Origin of the sequence: Maribellus sediminis, assembly GCF_011799805.1 — a bacterium.
Taxonomy (GTDB): domain Bacteria; phylum Bacteroidota; class Bacteroidia; order Bacteroidales; family Prolixibacteraceae; genus Draconibacterium; species Draconibacterium sediminis_A.
Genome location: NZ_WXUB01000002.1, coordinates 219,024 through 245,222, shown reverse-complemented (window position 1 = coordinate 245,222; position 26,199 = coordinate 219,024). Strand labels below are relative to the sequence as shown.

The following is a 26,199-nucleotide window of genomic DNA, read 5'->3' as shown; positions in this document are numbered from 1 at the left end:
TTATCCTCCCTCTATTTTCATTTTGAAATCCAGTTTCCCAGAATGTTTTCTTTATTATATTTTTTAGCGGATCTATTATTTAATTGATGCGACCATTTCACCCGGTTTTCTATAGAAGAACCGAAACCGGTATTTTTGTATTCAGCATAAAAAGTGGTATTCAACTGGTCTGCATTGCTCCATTGTTTCCAACCTTCAGGAGCAATATGCTCGCCCATTTCACAATTCATAAAAACTGTTTTAGCATAAGGTCGCCAGGGGCGTCCGAGATAAACTTTTGATACGCCTTTTCGGGCTTGTAACTTGCACTTCACAAAAACAAAACCGAATGCTTTTCCCTCGTTCGTACTGGCTGCCGTAATGTACGAATCAGCAAGGCTGATAATGGTGCATTCCGAAAAAACAGCAGTTGCCGAGCCAAAAATAAAATCGGTGGTGCCTTCGATGGTACAGTTTTTAAAATATTGTTTGCTGTTTTCTCCCGTCAGATACATCGTATCCTGGTTCCCCAAAATTTTGCAGTTTTTGAACATACAACGATTGCCCTCAACATGCAGAGCTACCGCCTGTCCTACCGGACCTGCAGCATTTACTACGGTCAGGTTTTCGGCATAAAAATCATCTGCTTCAACTTTTAAGGTATATGTAAAAAACGTACTGTTTCGCCCGCGGTCAATCTTTTTGAAATAATCGTCCCAGGAAATTATTGTTTTTGTGGCATCTTCGCCGATCAGCGATAATTTGTTATTCCAAGAGGGAACTAAAACCTTCTCCTTGTAAGCACCATTTTTAATATAAATAGTAATTCGTTTATCGGGGAACGCCTTGGTAGCATCAATGGCAGCCTGGATCGTGGTAAAATCACCCGATCCATCCTGCGCCACCGTTATTTCATATTGAACGCCATTTTGCGCCATTAGCTGAAGAACACTGGCTACGAACAAAAGGCTGAACAAAATATTCTTCATTAAAATGTCATTATTTTTTCGGAATAAACCCGATTGTTTTCATCTCTAACCGAAATGATGTACAGTCCGTTTTTTAAAGCAGATACATCTATGCGAACATCTCTTTCGTTGAATTCGCGGTTGATCAGTAACTGACCGGTTATGGAGTAAATTTTCACATCACTGATTTTTTCCTTATGTGAAATAACCAGTTTAGCCGCTGAATGATCGATATATGCTTTAATCGTTTGCTGATCTCCGTTATCGTCCAAGCGGATTTCTCCTGCATCGGTCCATTCTCCGCCTTCGTTTTGTGCTTCAACAATATGCGATACCAGACTGTTGATGTAAACTTCGATATTCGGATAAACACCATCTACCGATTTGAGTTGAGCATCCGATGGATCGTTTGGATTCAGACTATTAGCAGTTTCCCAATCATCCGGCATGCCATCGTCGTCGGTATCGGTCGGGGCCGGTTCCGATTTTAATACCGGCCAGCCTCCCACTGCACCTTGTGTATCAATAATCCCGTTTTTACTTCCGTTTCCACCATCCATGTAGGTAGCCGTTCCCGTAGAAACGTCGTGAATGATACGCAAGTCGACAGAATCTGTCGCCAAACTGGCACCACAATATTCCAGGATTCTTTCGTAAGCCATTTCGGCGGTGTGTGTGGTTACTTTGCCCGGATCGTGTGGTTGTGATATCCTCATTGCATCCCGTTCTTCCTGGGTTACCGTACCATTGCTACTATGAAACTGGTTGTAGACTCCATAAGTCCAGTTATCGTTGGTTGCCCGGGCAGATTCAGTGAGCACATTTCCATCAATATAGAATTTCCCCCAAATTCCATATATAGGTGTTCCTTCAGTTTTGTTTTTATCGATGGAAACAATCCTTTCGATTTTAGAAGTTGCCGGACCCGGTTTATAATAGCAATTCACAATATTTACATTCATTCCTTCGCCACCATAACAGCTGTTTCCACCCCAGTTGTAGATAACGTTATTTCGTAAATCAACCAAATCGGTTAGTGCATAGGTCGTTCCGGCCGATTCACCCAGACGTGGATTGCGGCTATCATGATGCGCCAGCAGGTTGTGATGGAATGAAGCATTCTTTCCGCCCCAAATACCACCATATCCATGAGCCCCTTTATCATGAACAGAATTTCTTAAGCTTTCAGAAACGATACTCCACTGCAAAGTAAAGTTCTCATTTACATAAAATGATACGCATTCATCGGTTGACCAGCTCATGGAACAGTGATCGACAATTATATTTTTATGAAAACGCCCACCCAGTGCATCGTCTTCCTGTTGAGCTGTATCTCCCATTCTAAAACGCATAAAACGTATGATTACATTATCGGCGTCAACATTAACAGAATAATTTCGCAAAGTAATTCCGTCGCCGGGCGCAGTTTGTCCGGCAATAGTAATGTTATCATTTTTGATGCTCAATTTTGACTTAAGGTCAATGGTACCAGACACTTTAAAAAGAATGATCCTTGGTCCGGATTGATTGACTGCCCAACGCAAAGATCCGGGATTATTATTATCCTCGAGATTGGTAACGTAAATCACCTGGCCACCACGACCTCCGGTTGCATATCTTCCATGGCCTTCGGCTCCCGGAAATGCTGCCAGTTCTTCTAGCGGTCCACCGCCACCATTGCCTACTATAATTTTTCCGCCACCAGTTAATAAATCCGGATGAGTTGTGGCATCATATTCTCCTTCAGCCATTTCTTCGCCATTGAAAAGAAAATATTTAACCTCAACATTGGCATTTAAAACCGCAGTTGCTGATTCATTTAACGTTAGTCTTAAGGAATCACCTGCAACTTTTGCATGGCTGAAAATTACCTGATTTTCATGTCCGGCAATGATCGTACCATGTCCAAAAGCATTTTCGCTTTCTCCTTCTATTAATGTATTGTATCCATTTACACCAGGATATTTCCTACTATACGCTGTTAAATCCCAGGTTCCGGAGAATCCTGAATTATCACCGCTCAATAAAAGTTTACCATTATTTACGGTTCCTTTTCCATTGTTTAAAGCCTGAAGAGAATATTTTCCTGAAATTGGACCTGATAAGCCCAGAGTACTTCCGGCAGTGTTGCCACTTTCCATGATCATCTGCACATCGCCCTGAATAACGATGGGTGCTTCGAGTGACATTCCAGTACCTCCGGTGTTGTATTTAAAGTTAGTGCCATCGCCCATGTATAAAGTTCCGGTGCTTTTGTGAGCACCGCGCATCCTAATATTTCCGGGACTTTGCAAAAGGATGTCTGCCTCAAAAACGGTTGAGGTCGTTTCCATTTCCTCTTGCACGATAACTGTTTCACCAGTTTGAGGAATCAGTGCAGGTATAAAATTAGCAGCTTCATCCCAGTTTCCGTTGCCCGACCGGTGGAAGGTTAGTGTATCGGGCCTACCGATGACTATTTTACCCGGACCACTAATAGAAACAGGTTCAAACGTTGCATTGTATTCTCCTACCGGCTGCATTACGCCATTTACATAAAACTGGCTAAGAGTTACGGTAGAGTTAAGAATTAGCTTCGAACCCGTAACCACTGAAAGTTGTGCTTTTGCATAAAAGGCATTATCATTTGAAACCGACAAAGTCCCGCCAACTCCGACTGTTACGGAGCTCTTCCCAAGCGATCCGCTGTTTGTTGCCTCCAAAGTTCCTTCTTTCACCAGAACATCTCCCGAGAAATTGGAGTTATCCGCAGCAAGAATCACTGTCCCTTCACCCGTTTTAGTAAGAGCATGTATACCTTGTAAATCTGCATTCACAGTAAGTGTTCCATCTACATCAAAATGTAAGGAATCTTTTGTAGCTATTTTTCCATCTAACACAGCATCGCCTGAGGCAGATAAAACCGCATTGGCTGCAGAAATATAAGTGGCAACACTGTTGCCTGCAACCTCGAGTTGGGCATAATTTTTTAGCGCCAGGTCAGCCTGAAAAGTATCGTTTCCTGAAGTTAGTGTAAATGCACTGTCTACGGTTGCCAGTTCGCCTGTTGCAGGTATTCCTGCAGGATTCCAGTTTTCAGCTTCTTTCCAGCCTGTGCCACTTGCAGCTCCTACCCATTTGTAGGTAGTAACCAGTGGTGCCTCAGCGGTTGGATCCCAACCATCGTTACCTGCCATTACTTTTTGAACCGTATAATCAGCGGCTTCTTCAGTTGTAAGTTCTTTTATTCCGGCCCAGTTTGCGCGACCACTCATATCGGCACCGGGGCCTGTATTCTGATATTCGTACAAATGCAGGTCTTCGCTGGTATCGGCATAATCCATGTTCCATTTGTCACCCCATCCAAGTGGATTCATCATTTCTGTAATGTTGCAGCGCAACCAGGCGACTTTTGGATACTCGTGCCATGGACGCCCCATCCGGATCATCTGACCATCGTCGCCTCCACGTGGGCTGTTTGTTCCGTAAGTAATGTCGCACTCGTTGAACACAAATCCGTAGGGTTGATCTTTGTAGGTTGAAGGCGCAGTAATATAACCTCCGCCCCAGGTACGAATTTCGCACGACTGAAAAAATACGGTTCCCGAACCATAAATATAATCTGTACGACCAACCACCAGACAGCCTTCAAAATAGCTACGTTTTTTATCGCTCCAGAAATACATGGTATCCTGGTAACCGTAAAAATCAACATTGATAAAAATACATTTATCGCTTCTTACGGTAATGGCCTGAGCCTGACCAACCGGTCCGGCAGTATTTCGGATGGTCATGTTTTCGGCTCTAAAGCCATCCGCCATAATTGTAAGTGTAGCCGAGGTACGTATGTTATCGCCGGTCCATTTTGTAGCATCCTCTTCCGGACACTTCCCCAATGCAGCTGTGCCGCAATCGTAAATATGATAGCTGATAATTGTCTCTTCACGGCTCTCACCAATTAGCGTGAGGTTAATTTTATCGGCTGGTACGATCAGTTTTTCTGTATCGTAAACGCCACGCTTTATATAAATTACCGTGCGTTTGTTGCTGTTTGATGGTGTTGCATCGATGGCTGCCTGGAGCGTCGTAAAATCGCCACTGCCATCGGCGGCTACTACCATGTCGGCATCCTGCGGATTCTGCGCCGAAACAAGCGGCAGAAATGCAAAGTATACCAGGGTTAAAATTGCCAGTTGTAAAATTCTTTTCATCTTCGTAATTCGTTTATTGATCTGTGTTTCTCACAAAAACCGTCGTAAATGGTCTTGTGTTTTAAAATCTAGTTATTCAATTTTATTCTGCCCGAAAAATCCAAATCCTGACGATGGCATTCTTCCATTGCAAGCCGTGCCACGTTTTTTGCTCCTTCAACCTGTAAATGCGTATCGTCCTGCCTACCATTCGGATAGCGGTCGGTCGGTTCGGTCCATAAAAACATGGCTTTCGAAGGTTCATCGCCTATTCCGTTAACCCAATCTTCTGTAAGTTTCTGCAGGTCGATCAGCGGAACTTCTAATTTTTCGGCCACCTTTCTTGTTGCGGGTGGATAATCGCCATGGGTATCGATCAGCTTGCCATCATCGCCAAACTTACGGCGTACAATGGAAGTAAACAAAACAGGTTCGGCACCCTTTTTACGGGCTTCAGTTACAAATCGTTCAAGATTTTCGGTGTAGGTTCCCCAGGGAGTTGTATATCGTGTGGAGTCATAATATTTCTCGTCGTTGTGTCCAAACTGAATGAAAAGCACATCGCCTTCTTTCATGCTATCAAGCACCACCTGCCAGCGGCCCTCGTCGATAAAACTTTTTGAACTTCTGCCATTTACTGCATGGTTATGGATGGTTACCGATTCATCGAAATAATCGCCAACTACCTGGCACCATCCTGTTTCGGGATAGACCTCAGCTTTTTTGTTGGCCATTGTTGAATCGCCAATGCAAAAAATATTCATTGCCTGTTCTTGCTTACACGCACTTAAAAGAATAATTCCTGTTAACAAAACCAGTAAACGGTATTTCAGAAAATTACGCATCTCCGTTATTTTAATTTGATGCTTGCTTTATTAACTTCAGCTCCAACGGTAACAAAAGTTGTTAAATCACCTGTTTCGGCACTTTTTATTGAAACTTCTGCTGATTTATTTCCCATGATAATAACATTATCGGCTGCATCGAAATCGAATCTAATATTTTCGACATCCACGTCTTTCACGTTGTACATGGCAATCGCCTTACCGTCTTTGGTTTCGAGTTGAACGTTCTTCATTTCAATACCTGTGGCATCAGCTATCGTAATTCCCATATCGGCAGAAAGTATCATGTCGCTTAATTTCACATTTTCGAGGTTCATTTCGGGAAGACCTTGCAACAAAACAGCCTGGTTGGCCCCATCAACTACAATGTCAGAAATTTCAATATCCTTGAACTGCGGCGTTTTCTCGGTGACCGGCTCTTCTCCCGACTTTTTATCTGCACCTCCTTCTTCAAGCATTTCGGAAGCTGATTTTCCACCGTAATACAAGTTGAACGAAATGGCAAAAGTTGGGATATTTTTCATTTGAACGCCTGAAATGTAAATGCCTTCGACAACTCCGCCACGACCACGGTTACTTTTAAAGCGTAAACCAACATCGGTACCAATGAAAGTACAGTTTGAAACGTGCATATTTTTTACGCCACCCGACATTTCGCTTCCAACGGTAACTCCGCCGTGACCATGATATACAATGTTATTTCTGATGACCAGGTTTTCGCAGGGAACACCACGTTCGCGGCCATGTTCGTCTTTACCTGATTTGATGCAGATGGCATCGTCGCCAACATCGAAACTGCAGTTTTCAACCAGTACATTTTTACACGATTCCACATCCAGGCCATCGCCGTTTTGCGAATACCAGGGATTGCGTACGGTAACGTTCCGGACGATCAGATCTTCAACAATAAGTGGGTGCAGGCACCATGCGGGCGAATTCTGAAATGTGGGTCCGTCGAGCATTACTCTTTTACTGTTTTGGATACTTAGCATCACCGGGCGCAAAAAGTCGCGGATGGCCATAAAATCCTCTTTGGTTTTCAGATCTGATCGAACATTCTGATCGGCAGGCCCTGAGGCAGCTTCCAGGTATTGTTCCGACGGATACCATTCGTCGCCATCTTCATTCACAATACCTCCCGATTTTACAAGTTTTTTCCAGTGCGATTCGGTTACCTTGCTTTTCTTAACGAAGCGCCATGCATCGCCCGAACCGTCCCAAACTCCTTTGCCGGTAAAGGCAATATTTTCGAGGTTAACACCGTAAATAGGCGAAATACACCGCCAGGTATTCAATCCTTCGAAACTGGTATGTACCAAGGGGTACAGGTCTTTATCTTTGGAAAATATAATTAACGCACCTGCTTCGGCATGTAACTCCAGGTTGCTTTTCAGTATTATTGGACCTGTGAGCCACACACCAGGAGGAATAACTACCTTGCCACCTCCCTTTTCAGTAACAGCATCAATAGCGTCGGAAAAGGCCTGCGTATTTAGAACCTTTCCACCGTTAACTGCCCCAAAATCGGTTATGGAAACCGAATAATCAGGAATTATCGGTTCGGATATCGCGGGCATATCAAATTCAATTCCTTCAAAAGAAATGGTATTATTTTCCTCCTTATTTGTGCTGTCAACACTGCATGAAGTACCTATTACCAGAAGCAGTACAATCAGTTTTAAAAAAGGTAGCTTTATCATCTTTTATCATTTATTTATTTTCAAACCATTCAATTTTCTCAATCCATTCTCCAAGAACAACCAGCGGGGTATAATTTTGAGCCTCTTCTTCGCTAAGTTGATGCGACCATTTTACGCGTTCGCTAATATCGGCTCCGGGACCGGTGTTTTTGTATTCGGCAAAAAAGGCAGTCTTTTCTTTGTTCAGATCACCCCAGTTGTGCCAGCCTTCGGGTTTGATATGATTTCCCAATTCACACTGAATAAAAACCGATTTTCCGTATGGCCGCCACGGACGTCCAAGATAGAACGAGCCTTTTTGAGCATCGCCGGTGATGACACAATTCAGAAATACAAATCCGAATTCCGTTTCTTCCAAAGTTGAAGGAGCTGTTACGTAACCTTGATCTTTGCAAAAGATCGTACACCCGTCGAACAGGGCGATAGACCAGCCAAAAATGAAATCTACGGTTCCTTCGATGTAGCAATTCCTAAAATATTGATGACTGCGGTCTCCGTGTGGGTACAGCGTATCCTGATTTCCGAGAAAACGGCAATTTCGGAAAGCCACCTGGTCTCCATCGATGCGAACAGCAACGGCTTGCCCAATCCGACCTGCGGCATTTTCGAAGGTGATGTTCTCGGCAATAAAACCATCGCCAAAAATGTAAAACGATGTTGAACCGGTTGTTCCCATTTCTTCGCCAAAACGATTCTTTTTGGATGCGAAATCATCGTAAGTTAAAATCGTTTTTTCAAGATCTTCCCCAATAAAAGTGACATTGGTTTTACTTGCTGCAAGTACCAACTTTTCTTTGTAAACACCAGCTTTAATAAATATTGTTGTCCTGTTTTTTCTGAAATCGGGTACCGCATCGATGGCTTCCTGAACAGTGGAAAAATCACCGCTGCCATCTTTTGCCACAACAAAATCGAAAGCCGATGTTGGAACTACCCAACATAAGAACAAAAGTGATATGATCAGGTACTTAATTGGCATCTTTTAACTCCTTTTTGTTGGCCAGCTCTTTCAATCCCTGAAACACCAATCCGGCTATCGCTTTTGCACCTTCGGGCTGAAAATGGGTATTGTCGTTTTGACCCTCGGGATAAGCTTCGTATTTGCCAGCAGGCAGATTCATGAAATAATTCTGCGAAACAAAGTCGCGGCCTTTCTCCGAAAAAAACTCGATCGACATTTCATTTAAATCAATCAACATGGTGTTGGTTTCGGTTGCAACTTCTTTTGCAGCCGCCGGGTAGCCGCCGTGTACATTTATCAGACGACCGTCTTCCCACGGGTAATTACGGGCAACAGGCGTTAACAAGATCGGGGTGGCTTTTTTCTCGCGTGTTTGCTGAATAAACAAACGCAAAAATTCCTTATAACCTTCTTCGTTTACGTAGCGTTCCGGTTTACTTTCCGAAGCATCGTTAGGTCCGAATTGCATCAACACAAAATCGTCGGATTGAAGAGATTCATAAACTGTACGCCATCTTCCTTCCTGGAAAAAGGTACGGGTGCTTCGGCCACCACGTGCACGGTCGTCAACTGCTGCGCTATCGGCTTGCAGCAGCGGATAGAGTTGCTTCAGGTTTTCTCCCGAAACAAAAGGCTGAAAAACCTGCCCCCAACCGGTTACCGGATATCTGTCTTTCATATAATCGCCGACCGGATCATAATTATCAGCATAATTGGCAACCGTTGAGTCTCCAATTAACCAAACGGTAATGGATTTCTTTTCCTCACTTTTTTCGGATGGAGTACAAGCGAAAAAAGCCAGAAGAGCGACAATCAATATATATTTTTGAAATCTCGTCATGTACTATTTTGTAATTCTGAACCAGTCGATATCAGCTGTTCCCGAATCGTTTGTTATGTCATCGCGCAAAGCAAAGTATCCTATTTTAGCCCCAATCCAGCGTCCGGGTCTGGCTTCGAAACCATTTGCCACTTCCTTAAATTTCTTTCCATCGGTGCTGTAGCTAAAACTACACATGGCTCCTTTTTGCACTTTTACACGGAAGTAGATCTCAGTTCCATCGAAATCTTCAACATGCAGTTCTTCTTCCTTTCCACCAGTCCGCGCATTTTTGCATCGCACAACACGCAACACCATTTTATCTTCCAGGTTGCGCAGCGAGATGTATTGATAATCTTCACCCATCACCACAAAACCGGTTTCTTCACTGGCAGTTCTGGCAGTAAAATCGAGTTTGGTAGTAGCCGTAAATTCTTCAGCAGGAAATTTTTGTGCGAGAATGTTGGGAACTTCCCAAAGTCCTTCGCTGCCTCCTGGACGAACAATACAGTTCAGTCGGTAAAAACCCAGGTTTCCAGATGGAAAACCAAAAGAAATATGTGGATTGGCATGCCACTGCCATTGAACTCCCGAACTATTGCCGTTAAACTCATCACTTTCCGGTGGAGTTGCAAGCGGGTAAGTTTGCCCTACATTGGGTTTTTTATAGGTCAACACAGGTTCACCTATTCCGTCACCATCTTCATCAATACCAATTACCGGCCAGTCATTTTCCCATTTCATCGGATTCAGATGAACAATCCGTCCATAAGCTTCTTTATCCTGAAAATGGATGAACCAGTCTTCACCTGTGGAAGAGTTGATCCAAGCTCCCTGATGCGGTCCGTTAATATCAGTATGGCCTTGTGCCATTACCGTTTTTATTTCGTAGGGCCCGTAAACATTTTTTGAACGCAGCACTGTTTGCCAACCTGTTGAAACACCTCCGGCCGGAGCAAAAATGTAATAGTAACCGTTTGCTTTGTAGAATTTGGGGCCCTCAATGGTTGAATGACCGTCATGACCGTCAAATACCATTACATTTTCTCCAATCACTTCGGTACCTTCAGCATTCAGCTCATTTACCACTATTACACTTTTTATTCGTGCCCGGCTTCCTGCAAATGCATGAACCATGTATACTTTACCATCGTCATCCCAAAGCGGCGAAGGATCGATCAAACCTTTACCCCCTTTTACCAAAACAGGTTTCGACCAGGGTCCCTCAGCTTTTTCGGCCTTAATCATATAAATTCCAAAATCAGGATCGGGGTAATAAATGTAAAATTCATTGTTGTGATAACGAATGCAGGGTGCCCATACACCATTTCCGTGTTGCGGCGTATTAAATACCTCCTCCGGCACTTGTTTGTCGAGTGCATAAACGATAAGCCTCCAATTTACCAAGTCGTTTGAATGTAAAATCGGCAATCCCGGAACACAGTTAAACGACGAAGCTGTCATGTAGTAATCGGCTCCAACGCGCACCACATCAGGATCGGAATAATCGGCATGGAGAATCGGATTTTTGTAGGTTCCGTCGCCATTGTCGGCCACCCAAACTTTCGAGATATCATTCTGTGCCATGGACTGAACAGAAATAAATATTCCAGCCAAAAGCACCAGGTATATTTTATATGAATGTCTGTTTTTCATCTGTTTGTACTAGTTCTATTTTGTTACCAATGAATTAATGTATACCTCAAGGTTGGTGTATGCTTTATCGATCGTATACAAATTATTGTCTGCTTTCGTTGGATCAAGTTCGTATTTCTTTTCCCAGTCATCGGGCATCCCGTCTTTATCCGAATCCAGCGGTGGTTCAAGCGATTTTAACTCGGGCCAACCTCCCACTTCGGCAGGCGAATCGATGATACCTACACCTCCTCCGCCAAATGTTTTTCCGTATTTTTCGTTTCCTGTTCTGGCTTCTTCAATTACTCTTTTGTCAACAGCATCGCGAGCCAAACTGGCGCCAACCGATTGAAGTACCTGTTTGTAAGCCGTTTCTGCATCGGTGGTTGTGACAGGTGCATGTTCAACGGGTTCTGATAATCTCGACTTTTTCAAAGTGGTTTCATTCACCCCTTTTCCCTGAACTCCGCCGTTCCAGTTATCAGACGAAATTTCGGGATGGCCTTCCACCACATTTCCATTGATGTAAAACCAACCTGCACCAAGTGTATCAGTATTGTAACTGGCATTAAAAAATTCCTGCGTAAGGTTCAGTATCCGGTCACGGACATCTTTTCTGGTTGCCGAGCCAGGTTTGTAGTAATTATTTACCATATTATAATAACCTTCCTCGCCACCGTAAGCACTGTTAAATCCCCAGTTATAAATCACATTGTTTCTGAAATCGGTTTTTTCGCTTTCGGGATCGTTGCTGTAACGCGATCCGCAAAACCGTGGATTTCGGCTGGTGTGATCGGAAATCAAATTATGGTGGAAGGAGGCATTTAAACCGCCCCAGATTCCACCATAGCCATGGTTCCCTTTGTGATGAAAAGAATGGTACATGCTTTCGCTAAGAATACACCACTGTAGCGTGAAATTTTCGTTGTCGTAAAACGAAGCCACTTCATCGTCGGCCCAGCTAAAACTACAATGATCGATGATCACGTTTCTTCGGCGAAGTCCGTAAATGGCGTCATTTTCTTCCTGTGCCTCATCGCCGGGACGAACACGAATATATCGGATAATCACATTGTCAGCATCGACACGAATGCCATAATTTTTCAGGCATATCCCGTCTCCGGGAGCAGTTTGTCCTGCAATAGTTAAATCGTTGTTTCTAATATGTAAAGTTTTTTTGAGTTCAATGGTTCCTGAAACCCTAAAAATAATGGTTCGCGGGCCTTCAGTTTCGATGGCTTTTCTGAAACTTCCATTTCCTTTATCGTTGAGATTATCAACGAACAGTACTTTTCCGCCACGCCCGCCGGTAACATATTTGCCACCACCTTCGGCTCCGGGGAAAGCAGGCGTTTGAGCCTGTGTAAAATGGGCTGCAATAACCAAAAGGAAAGCCAGTAAAAATCTCATTGCAAAATACCTTTTCCAGAAAAGAAAGTTAAAGCCGGGGTACATCAACATGCACCCCGGTTTCTAACTAACTAACTAACTAACTAACTATGTTACTTATGAACTTTAAGTGTAATACAGTTACAATCCGGGTCTCCATCGTGGATCACCCGAGTCGTTTTTACCGGCAAATCCGTTGTCTTTTATTTCGAAGATCGCATTGCCAGGATCGGTCCACAGGTCGTTAACCGAACCTGTATAGTTTCCTATCGGTAATCCGGGAATTTCGTCTTTGCCTTCACCATAACTAAAATCTCCTGTGGTGTAACAATTAACGACATTCCAGTTTGTACTGGCCATTCCATCAAATCCGTCAATGGCGTAATCCTCTTCACCGGTCATATTCCAACCGTGACCAATTATTGTATTGGTAATACTAACGTTGGTAACTTCGTCCTGTCCCGCTTCTCTCCAACGCAATAGCTGACGTCCTTTTTCAGGAGCTTCGTTTATTGTGCAATCAGAGATGGTCAGCGAGTTTGTGTTATTACGGCTAACAAGGAAATACTGACATTTTGAAATAGACGAATTCTTTAAAGTTATATTATTACACGCCCAGGTATTCTTATCTACACTGATCACGCCATATCCGTTGATGCTGTCGATTTGACAATTGTTGATGGTATAATTATTTAATACACCTTCTCCGCCTTTCATACGGCCAATACCGCGAAGCGTACGGATAACACATCCATCGAACTTAATCTCATCGATGGTTCCGGATTTGTCGATATTGAATACATACCGGCCACCAAAGCCACCATCGGAAGCAGTAAGTTTGATATCTTTAAATGAAATGGTTCCAACAGTAGCGCCATCGAGCAGGTTAAAGTTCGAATTACAATCGATAACCGGCAGTGCAGCAACAAAACTGTAACCTGAAACAAAGGCTAATGAAACGTTGAATTCATACCCACCGGCTTCGTAAGTTTTACCTCCTTCGAGCACTACCACGGCTCCTTCGGTAGCATCGGCCAACGCCGTTGCAAAGTTAACCATAGTATCAATTCCTGTCAGATCAATCACATTATCACCCAACTCAAGTGCTTCACGTGTTTGGTACACTTCCCAGCCACGAATGGTTTCTCCACTGAATATGGCAATCTGGTATTCCGTTGCAGGAGAAAGCCCCCCAACAACGGCTTCACTGGCTGACATTTCTTCTTCCGTCAGCTCTTTTACCGACAAAGGATTTGTCAGTCGGGCATCGTCGGCAGCAAACACTTTTATAGTAGTGATTGATGAACCTGATGGTGTCCAGAATACTTTAGCACGGTTGTCGAGAATATCGAAATAGGTAGGTGTACCCATGTTCGAAGGAAATTTCTGTGTACGAACACTTCCCAGAAATGATGGCAAACTGTTGTATTGTGATTCATCGGCGTTAGCTGTTGCCTGAACCTGGTATAGTGTATACCATAACAGTTCTTCACCAACCAAATTCTCGTCAATAATAAAATAGTTGGTATCCACCGTAAAGGAATAATCGATCGTAACTCCGGAATCACGGCTTACTTCAATAAAATAATTCTCCGCCTGCTTCATGTTGCCAAGATTCACGATAATGGTGTTATCTTCCGAATACAAATCTTCATTCAGAACAGGTTGAAATAACCTCGTTCTTTCAAAGACTTCATCATCATTATTGCAGGCTATAATTCCCAAAAGCCCGGCAAGCATGATATAAACTAAACTTTTAATATTTATTTTCATAATTATCAACTTTTAATTTTAATTGATTGAACTTAGAATCCGAAGTTGTATCCATCGTTCTTCAATAATCCTTTACTATTATCAATTCCAAGTACCGGGATTGGGAAGATGTAACGGACTATACCATCCGGCACTCCAATATTCCCTGGATTGATGTAGTTATCCCAATCTCGGCTGATCCATTCGGCGTATCCATCTGCTGTTGTTTCGCTTGATAGAGAAATCAACCAGGATTGACGCTCCCAAACATCTTCATCAGGATTTGAAACTACTTTTTCGTGAGTATTTAAAATAACCAGGTCACCCTTTTCATCCAGTTTGGTATACACGTAATCAGGTAATGTTCCGGTACCTGCAACCGCATCGTCGGCCATTTTTTTACAGCCTTCTACTGTTTCAGTTACCTTTTCTGAATACAGGTTCCATCGAATAAGTTCGTATTTACGAATCATTTCACCACCGAATTCCCAGGCACGCTCATCAACAATAGCATTGAAGAAAGCTTCCTTACTACCCGAGATTCCGGCAATATACTGATCGACTTTAGTATCCCATGCGGCTTCGTCGAATGCACGTTGACGTACCCTTTTGAAAGCTTCCTGTGCGGCAGCTGTTGGTCCGTTCAATTCGTTTTCGGCTTCGGCGAACATTAATAGTACATCGGCGTAACGCAACATTGGCCAGTTTATACCTGTTCCTTTATTGGTCGAAGGGCCGGGAGGATTATCCAGGTATGCCCTACTCCATTTACCCTGAGAAATGTTCATGCTGCTTGTACTTATCAGTTCCTGCACAAAATCGCCGTTAATCATATAAAGTCCACAGGTTACCGGAAGACGTTTATCTTCCTGGTCGAAAGAATAGTAATAAGTAGGTGGCATGGCCATGTAGTTCGATCCGCTACCGTAAGGATGGCTTCCTGCATCAACCCGGATACCAATGTTCCAGCCCACGTCGCCTTCGCCTACTGCAAAAGGAACTTCAAAAAGAATATCGTCGTTACTTGGCGAAATAAACTTACATTGATTCATAAAGATCTGACGGAAATCAGAAGGAAGATCGCGGTCTTTCAGCGTCATCAGCTTTTTAGTATAATCTCTCGCAATGGTATAATAATCCAGATAGTCGCTCTCGCGCTCCATGGTTAATTCAGGCGTGAGGTAGTAACCTCCACGCTGAAGGGCTAAGCGTGCAATCATTCCCAGTGTATATTCGCGGTTGATCTGTTCTATACCAAACTGTAACTCGTCAGCCCACATCATTTTCTCTTCGATATCAATCATATCCTGTATCACGGTAGACAGGATAACATTGCGGTCTTCTTTTGGCAAGTTAAATTCAACATCCACCGAAGGAGCATTGGTTGAGAATGGCACATCTCCGAAATAGTAGATCAGCATACTGTACCAGTAGGCACGCATGGTGTATGCTTCTCCTAAAAGATGGTACATATTTTTTGAAAGTGTTACATCTTCTGAATTTAAAGCATCGCTGGCCAAAATACCTTCGATGGCAATATTGGCATCGCGAATGGCCTTATAACCAATATCCCATACATAACCCAAGTCACCATTGTTTTCCTGGGCATCGAGTCTCCAAATCTGGTAACGGGCTCCATCGCTCGTACCACCGGCGTGTTCAATATCGGTATTTCCGGTCATGTTGTTCGACAAACGCGAGCGGAAACCGTCGTGACTGAAGTGAACATACATGGCGTTAACCGCTTTCCTTGCATCTTCAGCATTCGAAAAGATGTATTTAGAGTCGAAGGTCGAAAGTGATTCCGGCTCTAAGAAATCCTGGCAGGCAGTAACCGAAAAGAATACCACCAGCGCATATAATAAATGTTTAATTTTCATCTCTTTCATCTTATATTCATTTTAGATTAGAAGGTTACATTAACACCAAAGGTAAACGATCGGCTTCGTGGGTACGATGAATAATCGAGTCCCTGGATCAGAGATCCATAGTTGCTGCTTCTCGAAGTACTTACTTCAGGATCGTATCCTGAATACTTCGTCCACAACCACAGGTTATAACCTGTTGCATATAAGCGGAATTGTGAAATTCCAACTTTAGAGCTAATGTTTGTTGGGATGGTATATCCCAGTGTTAGTGTACTCAAGCGCAGGAAGGAACCATCCTCTACTGCCCAATCGTTAACAACAGCAGTTGCCTGTCCGAAAGAGTTGCTACCGCTCCAAATGGTTTTATCCTGATTAAGTTGGCGCAATTCTTCGAGGTCGGTAATTACCGAACCATCTGCTACATTAATGTATGTAAATCGTTTGTCAGAACTCATATCAGCCAGCATATTACCATATCTGGTTCTGTAAAGCTGGTTGTAATCGATTTTTCCTGAGTTATACACGTCGTTACCAACCATCCAGTTAAACAGAACGGAAGCGTCGAAACCTTTCCAGGTTGCTTCGAAACTGAAACCTCCAAATGCATCGGGCAATGCGCTGCCTATCACTTTGCGGTCCATGCTGTTGATTACACCATCCGGCTTTCCGTCAGGGCCAGAAATATCTTTAAGTTTCATGTATCCAGGACGGAGACTTGATACTCCCAGCGTATTTTTATTGTCGGGAACACCATCTTTTAAGGTATAAGTTCCAGAAACCTCGTTGTAGCCGCTGAAATCGTCCACTGTATACATGCCATCGTTTACATAGCCGTAGATTAAACCTATGGTTTCGCCAACTGCCAGGTAGTAATCGTCGCGGTCTTTCAGGTCGGTACTCGCCCAGTTCGATTGGATAAATCGCTCATCAGTGCCATCCAATTCTTCTATCCTGGATTTGTTGATACCAAAGTTGAAGTTCGTACGAAACTGAAAATCTCCAGTTTCAATCAGGGTGGCATTTAACATCATTTCAAAACCTTTGTTGGAAGTGCTACCAATGTTGTTCCACTGTGTACTAAAACCCGAAATCGGGGAAATAGCCGATGCGAGCAAGAGGTCTTTGGTTTTGTTGTTGTAAGCATCTAAACTACCGCTCAGTCGACCCCCGAAGAACATAAAATCGAGACCAATATTCTGGTTCACTGTAGTTTCCCAGAGAATATTCGGATTATATAGGGTTGATCCGTCAGGTGAATAATAGGCGTTGTATGCATTGGTACCCATGCCAGGGCCATTATTTGTATCAGCACTAAAGAGGAATTTGGTAGCATTTGCCGGTATACGGTCGTTACCGGTTTCACCATAACTAAGTCTTAGTTTCAGTTCATCAATATTGTTGGCATTTGCCATAAATGCTTCTTCATTGATTTTCCAACCCAGAGCAACTGCCGGGAAAATACCTACCCGGTTGTCTTTTGAGAATTTACTCGAGGCGTCGGAACGCAATGTAGCCGTTAACAGGTATTTATTCTTAAACTGATAATTGGCACGACCAAAGAATGAAAGTCGGTTCTGATCCGTACTCTGAGATGTAGAATAAGACACTACAGTACCCAGCGCCATATTTGCAAACATCTCGTCGGGTTGCATTGATTCTCTGAAGTTTATCGCCCTAACATCGTCTGATTTACCACCGTTTGAATAAACTTCGTGCCCCAACATAATATCCAGGTTGTGTTCACCCAAATCCTGGAATACATACTGAGCTGTATTCAACCAGCGAATGGAAGTATTTTTGCGATTGTTAATGTCTCCCAATGGAAGGCTGTTTCCTTGTTGTTGTGCAGTACTGGTAAGTGGGCCATAATACCTAAGGCGCTCTTCGTAACTCTGACTGCTCGAGATGGTTGACTTCAGCGTAAGTCCTTCCATGGCTTCCCAGGTAAGTCCTCCCTGCAAGACATAAGTAGTTGTATTTCGCTGTCTCCAATCTTGTTTCGCCAATTCAACCGGATTGATCAGGCTTAATAGGAAAGACTGATAATCATCATCAGAATCAACCGTTGTAAGATCAATATCGAGTTCGTCGGCAATACCATTCAACGGGCGAGCAGTAATTACATTCTTGACACGTAACTGCGAACTTCCCGAAGTTCCGGCTCCATCCACTTTGGTATCGGTAATCCTTGTCTGAGCTTCCAGTTTCAGTTTATTGGATATATCGTGGTTTAATTTGAAATTGATTACATTTCTTTTATATCCGTTACCAATCATAATACCTTCTTCATTATCAGAAGTTAAGCTTAAACTCATTTTGGTTTTTGCCGTTCCCCCGCTAATGCTAACGTTATGCGATTGTGAAATTACCGGATCTCCAAAGAGTTCATCCTGCCAATCGGTATATGGTTTTTTTTGGTACAACTCAAGATCATCATATTTCCCATAATAACGTTCAAAGTTTCTTAAATCTGCATCTGAGCGAAGAGCAGCATATTCATACTGCATCATCACAAATTCATACGGATCAAGTACATCGTATTTACGTTCCTGAGGGAGCGTACTAATTTTAACATACCCATTATAACTTACCGTTGTTCTTCCTTCGGTTGGACTTTTGGTGGTAATAAGAATTACTCCGTTTGCAGCCTGTGCACCATATATTGCTGTAGCTGCAGCATCTTTTAATACGGTGATGTTGGCAATGTCATTAGGCGGAATGCCTCGGATGCTGCTGGTAATAAAACCGTCAACAACATACAAGGGTGAATTGTCCTGAGTTACAGAACCACCACCACGCACGCGGATTACGATCTCAGCATCGGGCGAACCATCGGTTGTAATGATGTTTACTCCGGGGAGTCGTCCCTTGATGGCTTCAGCAGCGTTAGCAACCGGGATCTTTTTTAAAGTTTCACTGTTTACCGTTGATACCGATCCGGTAAGATCGCGTCTTCGGGCTGTACCATAACCTACCGCAATTACTTCATCTAATTGAGTAGTTTCGGTTTCAAGTGCCGCATTAACAGTTGTGTTTCCATTCACCGGCACTTCCTTTAACGTGTAACCAATAAATGAAAATTGCAGAACTGCATTGGTTGCTGGCACTTCTAACGTATACGTACCATCTGCCATCGTAATTGTTCCCTTTGTTGTTCCTTTCAGGATTACATTTACACCAGGCAGTTCTTCTCCCGAACTTGCGTCGGTAACTTTACCCGTAACTGTAATGTTTTGCGCGTAGATTGTAAATGCAAAACATAGCTGGATGAGAATCATAACTCCTAGGCTACGGAACAGACCGTTCCGAGACAGAGCATGACGTTTCTTTTCAGAATTTACCATAGTTTACCATTTAGATTTAATTAAATAATATTCGTTTAGCCTAATACCTATTTTAATACGAGATTGAGCAAAACAATTAACAGAACCACAAGCACCGCAATTGAAATAATAATTATCCAATTGGTTTTTTTTAGGTTTTGTTGCATTTGTCCCATTCGCTTTAGTTCTCACTTAGGTAGGTGTGCAAGTTAATTGCAACTGCCGGATAGCCGGCTTAAAATTTTCCCAAAACCTAGTGGCAGACTTCCCGTTCGATGAAAATTTTCCCAAATAGCGGGATATTTTTCCCATAGAATGGGTCAATTTGGCCCCAAAAATCACATTACTAACTGATTTTCAGCAGCCAACACAGGATGTTAAAAAAGTAAAAAAAAGAGAGCTAATTATCAGCCTTTCGACTAAGAAATTCGGTGGCACTCATGCCGTATTCGCGTTTGAAGCACTTTCGGAAATGCGAAAGATCTTTAAACCCTACAGCATATGCAATTTCTGAAATGTTGAGTTTTTGCTGCTCGAGTAATTGCGTAGCCCGCTTTAAACGAATGTGACGGATAAATTCTTTCACCGTCATGTTGGTAAGCGCGTTCAGTTTCCGATAGAGTTGCATACGGCTAACTCCCACCAGGGTCGCAAACTGCTCGATATCCAGTTCGCTGTCGGCAATATTTTCTTCTACCACGCTGATCACTTTTTGCAGAAAACGCTCGTCGGGAGAAGCTAACACCACATTTGATGGTTCGAGTACCATGGTGGCCGTGTATTTGTCCCTTAGTAGCTCGTGCATCGAAAGCATATTCTCCACTTTGGCTTGTAGTACCGACAGATCGAACGGTTTTGTAATATAATCGTCGGCTCCCGAAGATAAACCTTTTAATTCGTGATCTTTGGAGTGCATGGCAGTTAACAGCAGAATCGGAATGTGCGAAGTTCGTTCATCGTTTTTCAGATGTTTGGTAAGTTCGTATCCATCCAACTTTGGCATAATAATATCGCTAAGCACAATATCAGGTATTGTTTCTAGTGCCATTTTCCAACCTTCGTCACCGTTAGTTGCCTCGTAAATTTTGTAAAACGGGCTAAAATGATTTCGAATGAATTGCCTTACGTCCGCATTATCTTCAACTATTAGCATCACACGGGCATTCATGTTCTCAGGTTGCTCAACTATTTTCTGTTCCTGTGTTTCAAGTTCTTCAACCTCGGTTGCAACTTCGGTTTCGTGAGCCATGGCATAAGGAAAGCGAATGGTAAATTTCGATCCCTTCCCAGGTTTACTTGTGACAAATATTTTTCCTTTATGCAGTTGTACCAGTTCTTTAACCAGCGCCAATCCAATTCCCGCTCCGGCGTCTTTATCGCTTTCATCCGACTGGAAAAAGCGCATAAATATTTTTTCTACATTTCTATTTGAAATGCCCTTGCCAGTATCTTTTACACTGATCTCTACATATTGCTTTTCGCCTCCTTCTTCTGAAAACTCATCACTGTCGGCATCAAAAATCAGAGAAAGATTCACCGAGATCGATCCTTTGGCTTCGGTAAACTTAAAGGCATTCGACAAAAGGTTATTCATAATTTTCTCGATCTTATCAGGGTCGAACGACACAAACAACCTTTTCTTTAATGTTTTAAACGTAAGCTTAATATCTTTCTCAATGGCATAATCGGTAAACGAGTTTACTATGTTTCGAATAAAAGAAACCAGGTCGGCTTCGGTCAAATTCAGTTTCAGATTGCCACTTTGAAGTTTTCGGAAGTCAAGTAACTGATTGATCAACCTGTTCAGGTTCTGCGCGTTGCGCTGCATCATGTGCAAATTTTCTTTTACCTCGGCATCAACATCCGTTTTTTTGGTGAGTTTCTCGAGCGGTCCCAGGATAAGTGTCAGCGGCGTTCGAATTTCGTGTGAAATATTGGTGAAGAATTTAAGCTTCATCATGTCTAATTCGTGAAGCTTTCGGGCATTTACCCGCTCGAGCACTAACTGGTTTTTAATTTTTTCGCGATTAAGCAGGAAACGTATAATCAGGTAACCAAGTGTAAGAATCAGGGCTAGTATTATTGAAATAAACCAATTTGTTTTCCAGAATGGAGGAAGAACGGTAATGGCCATTTGCAATTCTGAACTCTCCTGCCTGCTTCCCGGAACTACCCTTTTTACACGTAAGGTATAATCTCCCGGATTCAAGTTGGTAAAGGGTGCACTGCGGTCTTTTGAGGGGCCAATCCATTCGCGGTTAAATCCTTCCAGTTTGTAAGAATAGAGGTTGTTTTGGCTGTTCACATAATTCAACGCCGCAAATTCTATAGTAAACACATCTTGGGTATGATTAAAAACCAAACGGTCGGTTTCGGAAATGCTTTTATGCAATACCGCATTTTTATCATCGCTGATTCCTACGATTTTATTGAAGATTTTTAGATTCGTAAAAACAAGCGGCACATCCATATCAACCTGAAGAATTTCGTCGGGATTAAACCTGTTAAAACCTTCTACGTTACCAAACAGCAGATCGCCTGATTTTGATTTACAGGCAGCTCCATAACAAAACTGGTTGTTACCGAGTCCGTCGCTGCTGGTGAAATTCTGAAAAAATTCGCTTACCGGATCAAATTTCGATAAACCATTCGTTGTACTTATCCAAAGGTTGTCATTATTATCCTGTAAAATACATAAGGCCTGGTTATTGGCCAGTCCTTCGTCTTCGGTATAATACTTTAATGGTCCTGAACCAATTGAATACAGAGCTATGCCTTTATCGTTGGTCGTCACCCACAGCCGTCCTTGCTTGTCTTCGAACATGGCACGCGAATGCTCAAAATATCGTTTTATTGTATTCCTCCGGGGATTGAAAATCATAACTTCATCGCTACTTCCCATCCATAAATTCCCGTTCAGGTCGCATTCAATCCAGTTCACCGCCTCGTAACCATTAAGCTGGGGATAATGAATAAAAGTTCCGGTTTGGTTGTCAAACCTGTCAACACCTCTGTTGGTAACGGCCCAGATCTGTCCCTGTTTGTCCAAACACAAATCCCAAACGCGGTTATCAGAAATACTCCCCTTAACTTCCGGATCGTATTGGTAGTTCTTAACATTTCCGTTGTTCCGGTCAATTACATCAATACCTCCCATGTAAGTAGCCACCCAAAGATTTCCTCTACCATCATCGACAAACGCTTTTATACAATTCTGAGAAAGAGGATTTGGCTGATTTTTATCGGCTGTAAGGTAGCGATAGGTTTGCGTTTTAGGATTGTAAATATTTATTCCACCGTCTTCGGTCCCCAACCATATTTTTCCCTGGTCATCGATCCAGATAGCATAAACAATGCCGCTGTTAAGGTATTTGTTGTCGCCCGGGAGCGCTGTAAAATTATGAAATACCTGTTTGCTTTTTGCCAGAACATTCAAACCTCCACGGGTACCAATCCATAATTCACCTTTTGAATCGTGATATATCGAAAGTATTGAATTATTCGATAAACTCCTTGGTTCCTGGACACTATGTCTGAAAAAACCGGTAACACCTTTCTCTTTTGAATATTTGAATAAACCACCACGCGTACCAATCCAGTATTCGCCAAAAATCCCTTTCGAAATTGCTTTTACCGTTTCTGTACGAGGTGCAACCGGCTCCAGCAATACCCTTTTATAGGAATTTTCGTCCGGATCGATCTGGAATAAACCGGCAGCATATGTTCCAACCCACAAAATACCGTCGTCATCCAGGTAGATCTCCCAGATTTCGTGATTATCACTATCCTCAAAAGGCAATTCAAAATAGACAAGACGTTCTGTTGATTTGTTGTAAGTAAACAATCCATTATCAGTTCCAATCCAAAGTTTTCCACTCAAATCAGCAACAAGGTTTCTGACATAAATACCATCTAACGAAATTTCCGAATTTGAAGGTGTAAGCGGAGTTATATGTTGCGCTGAATCTAAGATAAGAACATTAAAATCGGTGGCCAGCCACAAATTCCTCTCCTCATCCTCAATAACATCATTCACCGAAATTTCACGGTACTGAAAGCCCTCCACATCTTTCAGCGGATGACTAAAAGTTTCTTTTTCGCGATCGAAAATATTTAATCCACCAGTTTCGGTTCCAACCAGCAGATTGCCTGCCCGATCTTCTTTAATAACCCTTACAAGTGTTCCGTGTAAACCGTTCTCATCTGCATCATTAGGGAAGAAGTTCACAAAGTCGTAACCGTCGAAACGACTTAATCCCTGACTGGTCCCAATCCACATCCAACCTTTGCGGTCCTGAAAAAGGCTTTGTATCTGATTGTTGGGCAAACCGTTCTCTTGGGTAAAAATATCGAAACTAAATTCGTTTGTTTCTGAAACAGCTTTTTGGTATTTCAATAAAAATAGAAATACCAATATAGTAAATGGCAATAAATTTAATTTACTTTTCATTTCATAGTCTATTCTATAATGGAATACAATTCAGTATTTTAAAATAACGAGTTTTAAATAAAACATTCAAAACCTACATTCTCATTTGTTTAAATATGGGAAATAATACCCGATCTCTGTCACTAAAGATGTTAAAAGAAAGCGACCAAGTATTATTTTTGTATACATTAGAATCTATTTTAAAAAAGACTGATATATTTCACATATAGCATTTTTAGGACTCAATTTACCTGGTAATTGTGGTATAATGCCGATGAAAGTTAACAAAGAACGGATTGAATTTATTGACTTTCAATTACAAATCGGTATTAGGCGGTTAAGCTGGTTGAGTATGATTACTCGGAAGCAATATTAGTTTCAAATTCAATAACTATAAAAACTGTTTAAATGTTCTCTTAAATCTATTGTAGATGATCTCTAAGAGTAGTTACTATTTTGCTATTGAATTCAAAATATGCTTGTATTCAGGTTGAATTCCCGCAGCATTTTTTATTTCATCCAAAACCTGAGGGCCATTATTTTCCCACTCATTACCGGGACCGGGTGAATTCGAAAAGAACTTATCTTTTTCAGTCCAGTTATTAATGATTTTAACGTAGGCTGAATTCTCATCCAAATAAATATACTGGTAATGTTCAGGAATATGTGCATACGGCGCCTTTAGCAGATCTTCTATTCGATTATTGCTAATTTCCATTTTAGGCTGAACCGAAAGATTATAGATTCCGCCAACATCGTACATCATTTTTGCAAAGTGGTGAATATAATTGGCATGTACCCTGTTATTTTTCTGACATGAAACAGTAGATGTCCACCCCCACCCGGTGCAAATACCGGAATAATTTAGATGACTCACTTCGTTATGTTCGATGTTTATATCCGAAGCAAAACCAAAGCTTATTCCCACGCAACCCCAATCTTCATTGGTACAATCTGTTATTAAGTTATTTGATATTTTAATATGGTGACATATTTCTCGTTCATCGCTTGGATTATATGGCAGGTGAGCTTCAAACGCATCGTCTCCAAAAAAGCCACCCTGAATTCCGGTTCCGCCAATGTCACTGAAAACACAACCCTCAACTTGAGAATGACTGGCACCAGCAATAAAATCTAAGCCGGTTGCTGCAAAATGTTGAAAATTACAACCTTCAAAAATTATATTAGTCGAATTTAGAACTTCAACGGCTCCAGGCTGTCTTCCAACCCACGCCTGGTTCTCTAATCCTGCCTTATCCGGAGTTCCTGGAACTTTCAGTTTGTAGGCGTCTAACAAATAAAATCCAGCCTGTAACGGAACATGTCCACTTTGTGAAGGTCGTAGCCAACTTGTATGTTCAAAACCAATGTTTTCGAAAATAATATTAGACACCGGACTTTCAAGTGTTCCTTTAACTCTTACAAGTGTTTCAAGATTTGGAACAATTACTTCAGCCATGGTTAAATTCTCGCTTTCTCTTGGCCAGTAATAAACTTTTCCTGCGTCCAAATCCTCGTACCACTCGCCTGGTTGGTTAAGTAATTCTATTGCACCGACAAAATAAAAAGCTGAATTACCATTTTGATTTTTTTCAACATCGAGAAATGGCGCAGGCCATGGGTGTTCAAATTCAATCCTGCTTTCAGGCTGATGAAATGAAATGATTGTGCTGTCTCCCGAGTTAACCAAATCTTTCACACGCAAATTAGCAATTGCCCACCATTGGTGAATGACAAATTCGAGTTGTTTAACATTATCAACTTCAAAATCTGGAACTGGTATTCCAAAAGTTTCATTCTCATTATCAACAGACAAAATACGTGGTAAAACTCCATCGCCCAATGTCGATGCACGCGTAGCTTTTTCGCCATTCACCCACATTTGCCTAAACTCAATTGCACGGCCTCCAACTTTGGGAACATTTGCCTCCCACACCTTCCCGCGCGCTTCTTTGGGTAAACCTTTTATTGGGCCAGCTTTTTGCCAGCTGCTTACTTTTACACCTCCGCTTAAAACAGCATTTTCATTATCAGCACTTATTATTATTGTTGGGCTGTGAATATTACCCGAGTCTTCAGGGCGAAAAAACAAGGTTTCATCTAAAAAGTACGTACCTCCTTTTAGAATGATTCGAATGCCTTCTTTTATTGAAGGATCGTTTAAGCGTCGTAATTCCCTTGCTTTTCGTTGTGCTTTGAGCAGAGTTGCCATAGGTTGCTCTTTTGTACCGGGATTTTTATCGTTCCCCGACTTTGACACCCATATTTCGTGGCCATTTAATTGTAAAAACAGCGTTGTAAGAATTAAAAAGATCAGGTATTTCATAGTTTTATTGGTTTTAATCTCGCTAATACACAAAG

Annotated in this window: 13 protein-coding genes; all 13 read right to left on the bottom strand. The window is 42.2% G+C overall.

Translation table 11 applies throughout. The features are described from left to right. Positions 1-17 precede the first annotated feature (17 nt). The gene (locus tag HFD85_RS07670; protein WP_167607245.1) at positions 18-968 is read right to left on the bottom strand and encodes a pectinesterase family protein; all 951 of its coding nucleotides are present in this window, start codon (positions 966-968) and stop codon (positions 18-20) included. Then, positions 968-5,137 (bottom strand): pectinesterase family protein, encoded by a 4,170-nt coding sequence (locus HFD85_RS07665; protein ID WP_167607242.1) that lies wholly within the window; start codon positions 5,135-5,137, stop codon positions 968-970. Before HFD85_RS07665 ends, HFD85_RS07670 begins: the two co-directional genes overlap by 1 nt. 68 nt (positions 5,138-5,205) lie before the next feature. Continuing rightward, entirely contained in the window at positions 5,206-5,961 is a 756-nt protein-coding gene (locus HFD85_RS07660) for a rhamnogalacturonan acetylesterase (RefSeq protein WP_167607239.1), read from the bottom strand. A gap of 5 nt (positions 5,962-5,966) precedes the next feature. Beyond that, a complete protein-coding gene (locus tag HFD85_RS07655) occupies positions 5,967-7,661 on the bottom strand; it encodes a glycoside hydrolase family 28 protein (protein WP_167607236.1) in 1,695 nt (564 codons plus the stop codon). A gap of 10 nt (positions 7,662-7,671) precedes the next feature. Beyond that, positions 7,672-8,640, bottom strand: a complete 969-nt coding sequence (locus HFD85_RS07650; protein WP_167607233.1) for a pectinesterase family protein — start codon at positions 8,638-8,640, stop codon at positions 7,672-7,674. Next, positions 8,630-9,463, bottom strand: a complete 834-nt coding sequence (locus HFD85_RS07645; RefSeq protein WP_167607230.1) for a rhamnogalacturonan acetylesterase — start codon at positions 9,461-9,463, stop codon at positions 8,630-8,632. Before HFD85_RS07645 ends, HFD85_RS07650 begins: the two co-directional genes overlap by 11 nt. Positions 9,464-9,466: 3 nt before the next feature. Next, positions 9,467-11,098, bottom strand: coding sequence for a glycoside hydrolase family 43 protein (locus HFD85_RS07640; protein ID WP_167607227.1), 1,632 nt, complete (start codon positions 11,096-11,098; stop codon positions 9,467-9,469). Between the two features lie 15 nt (positions 11,099-11,113). Next, positions 11,114-12,487, bottom strand: a complete 1,374-nt coding sequence (locus HFD85_RS07635; RefSeq protein WP_167607225.1) for a pectate lyase family protein — start codon at positions 12,485-12,487, stop codon at positions 11,114-11,116. A gap of 120 nt (positions 12,488-12,607) precedes the next feature. After that, the gene (locus HFD85_RS07630) at positions 12,608-14,239 is read right to left on the bottom strand and encodes a DUF4957 domain-containing protein (protein WP_167607222.1); all 1,632 of its coding nucleotides are present in this window, start codon (positions 14,237-14,239) and stop codon (positions 12,608-12,610) included. Between the two features lie 32 nt (positions 14,240-14,271). After that, on the bottom strand, positions 14,272-16,107 hold the full coding sequence (locus HFD85_RS07625) for a RagB/SusD family nutrient uptake outer membrane protein (RefSeq protein WP_206081910.1): 1,836 nt from the start codon (positions 16,105-16,107) through the stop codon (positions 14,272-14,274). Positions 16,108-16,124: 17 nt separating this feature from the next. Further along, complete coding sequence (locus HFD85_RS07620) at positions 16,125-19,364, bottom strand: SusC/RagA family TonB-linked outer membrane protein (protein WP_167607218.1); 3,240 nt, start codon at positions 19,362-19,364, stop codon at positions 16,125-16,127. Positions 19,365-19,809: 445 nt separating this feature from the next. Further along, complete coding sequence (locus HFD85_RS07615; protein WP_167607215.1) at positions 19,810-23,859, bottom strand: hybrid sensor histidine kinase/response regulator transcription factor; 4,050 nt, start codon at positions 23,857-23,859, stop codon at positions 19,810-19,812. Between the two features lie 430 nt (positions 23,860-24,289). Beyond that, complete coding sequence (locus HFD85_RS07610; RefSeq protein ID WP_167607212.1) at positions 24,290-26,164, bottom strand: right-handed parallel beta-helix repeat-containing protein; 1,875 nt, start codon at positions 26,162-26,164, stop codon at positions 24,290-24,292. Positions 26,165-26,199 lie beyond the last annotated feature (35 nt).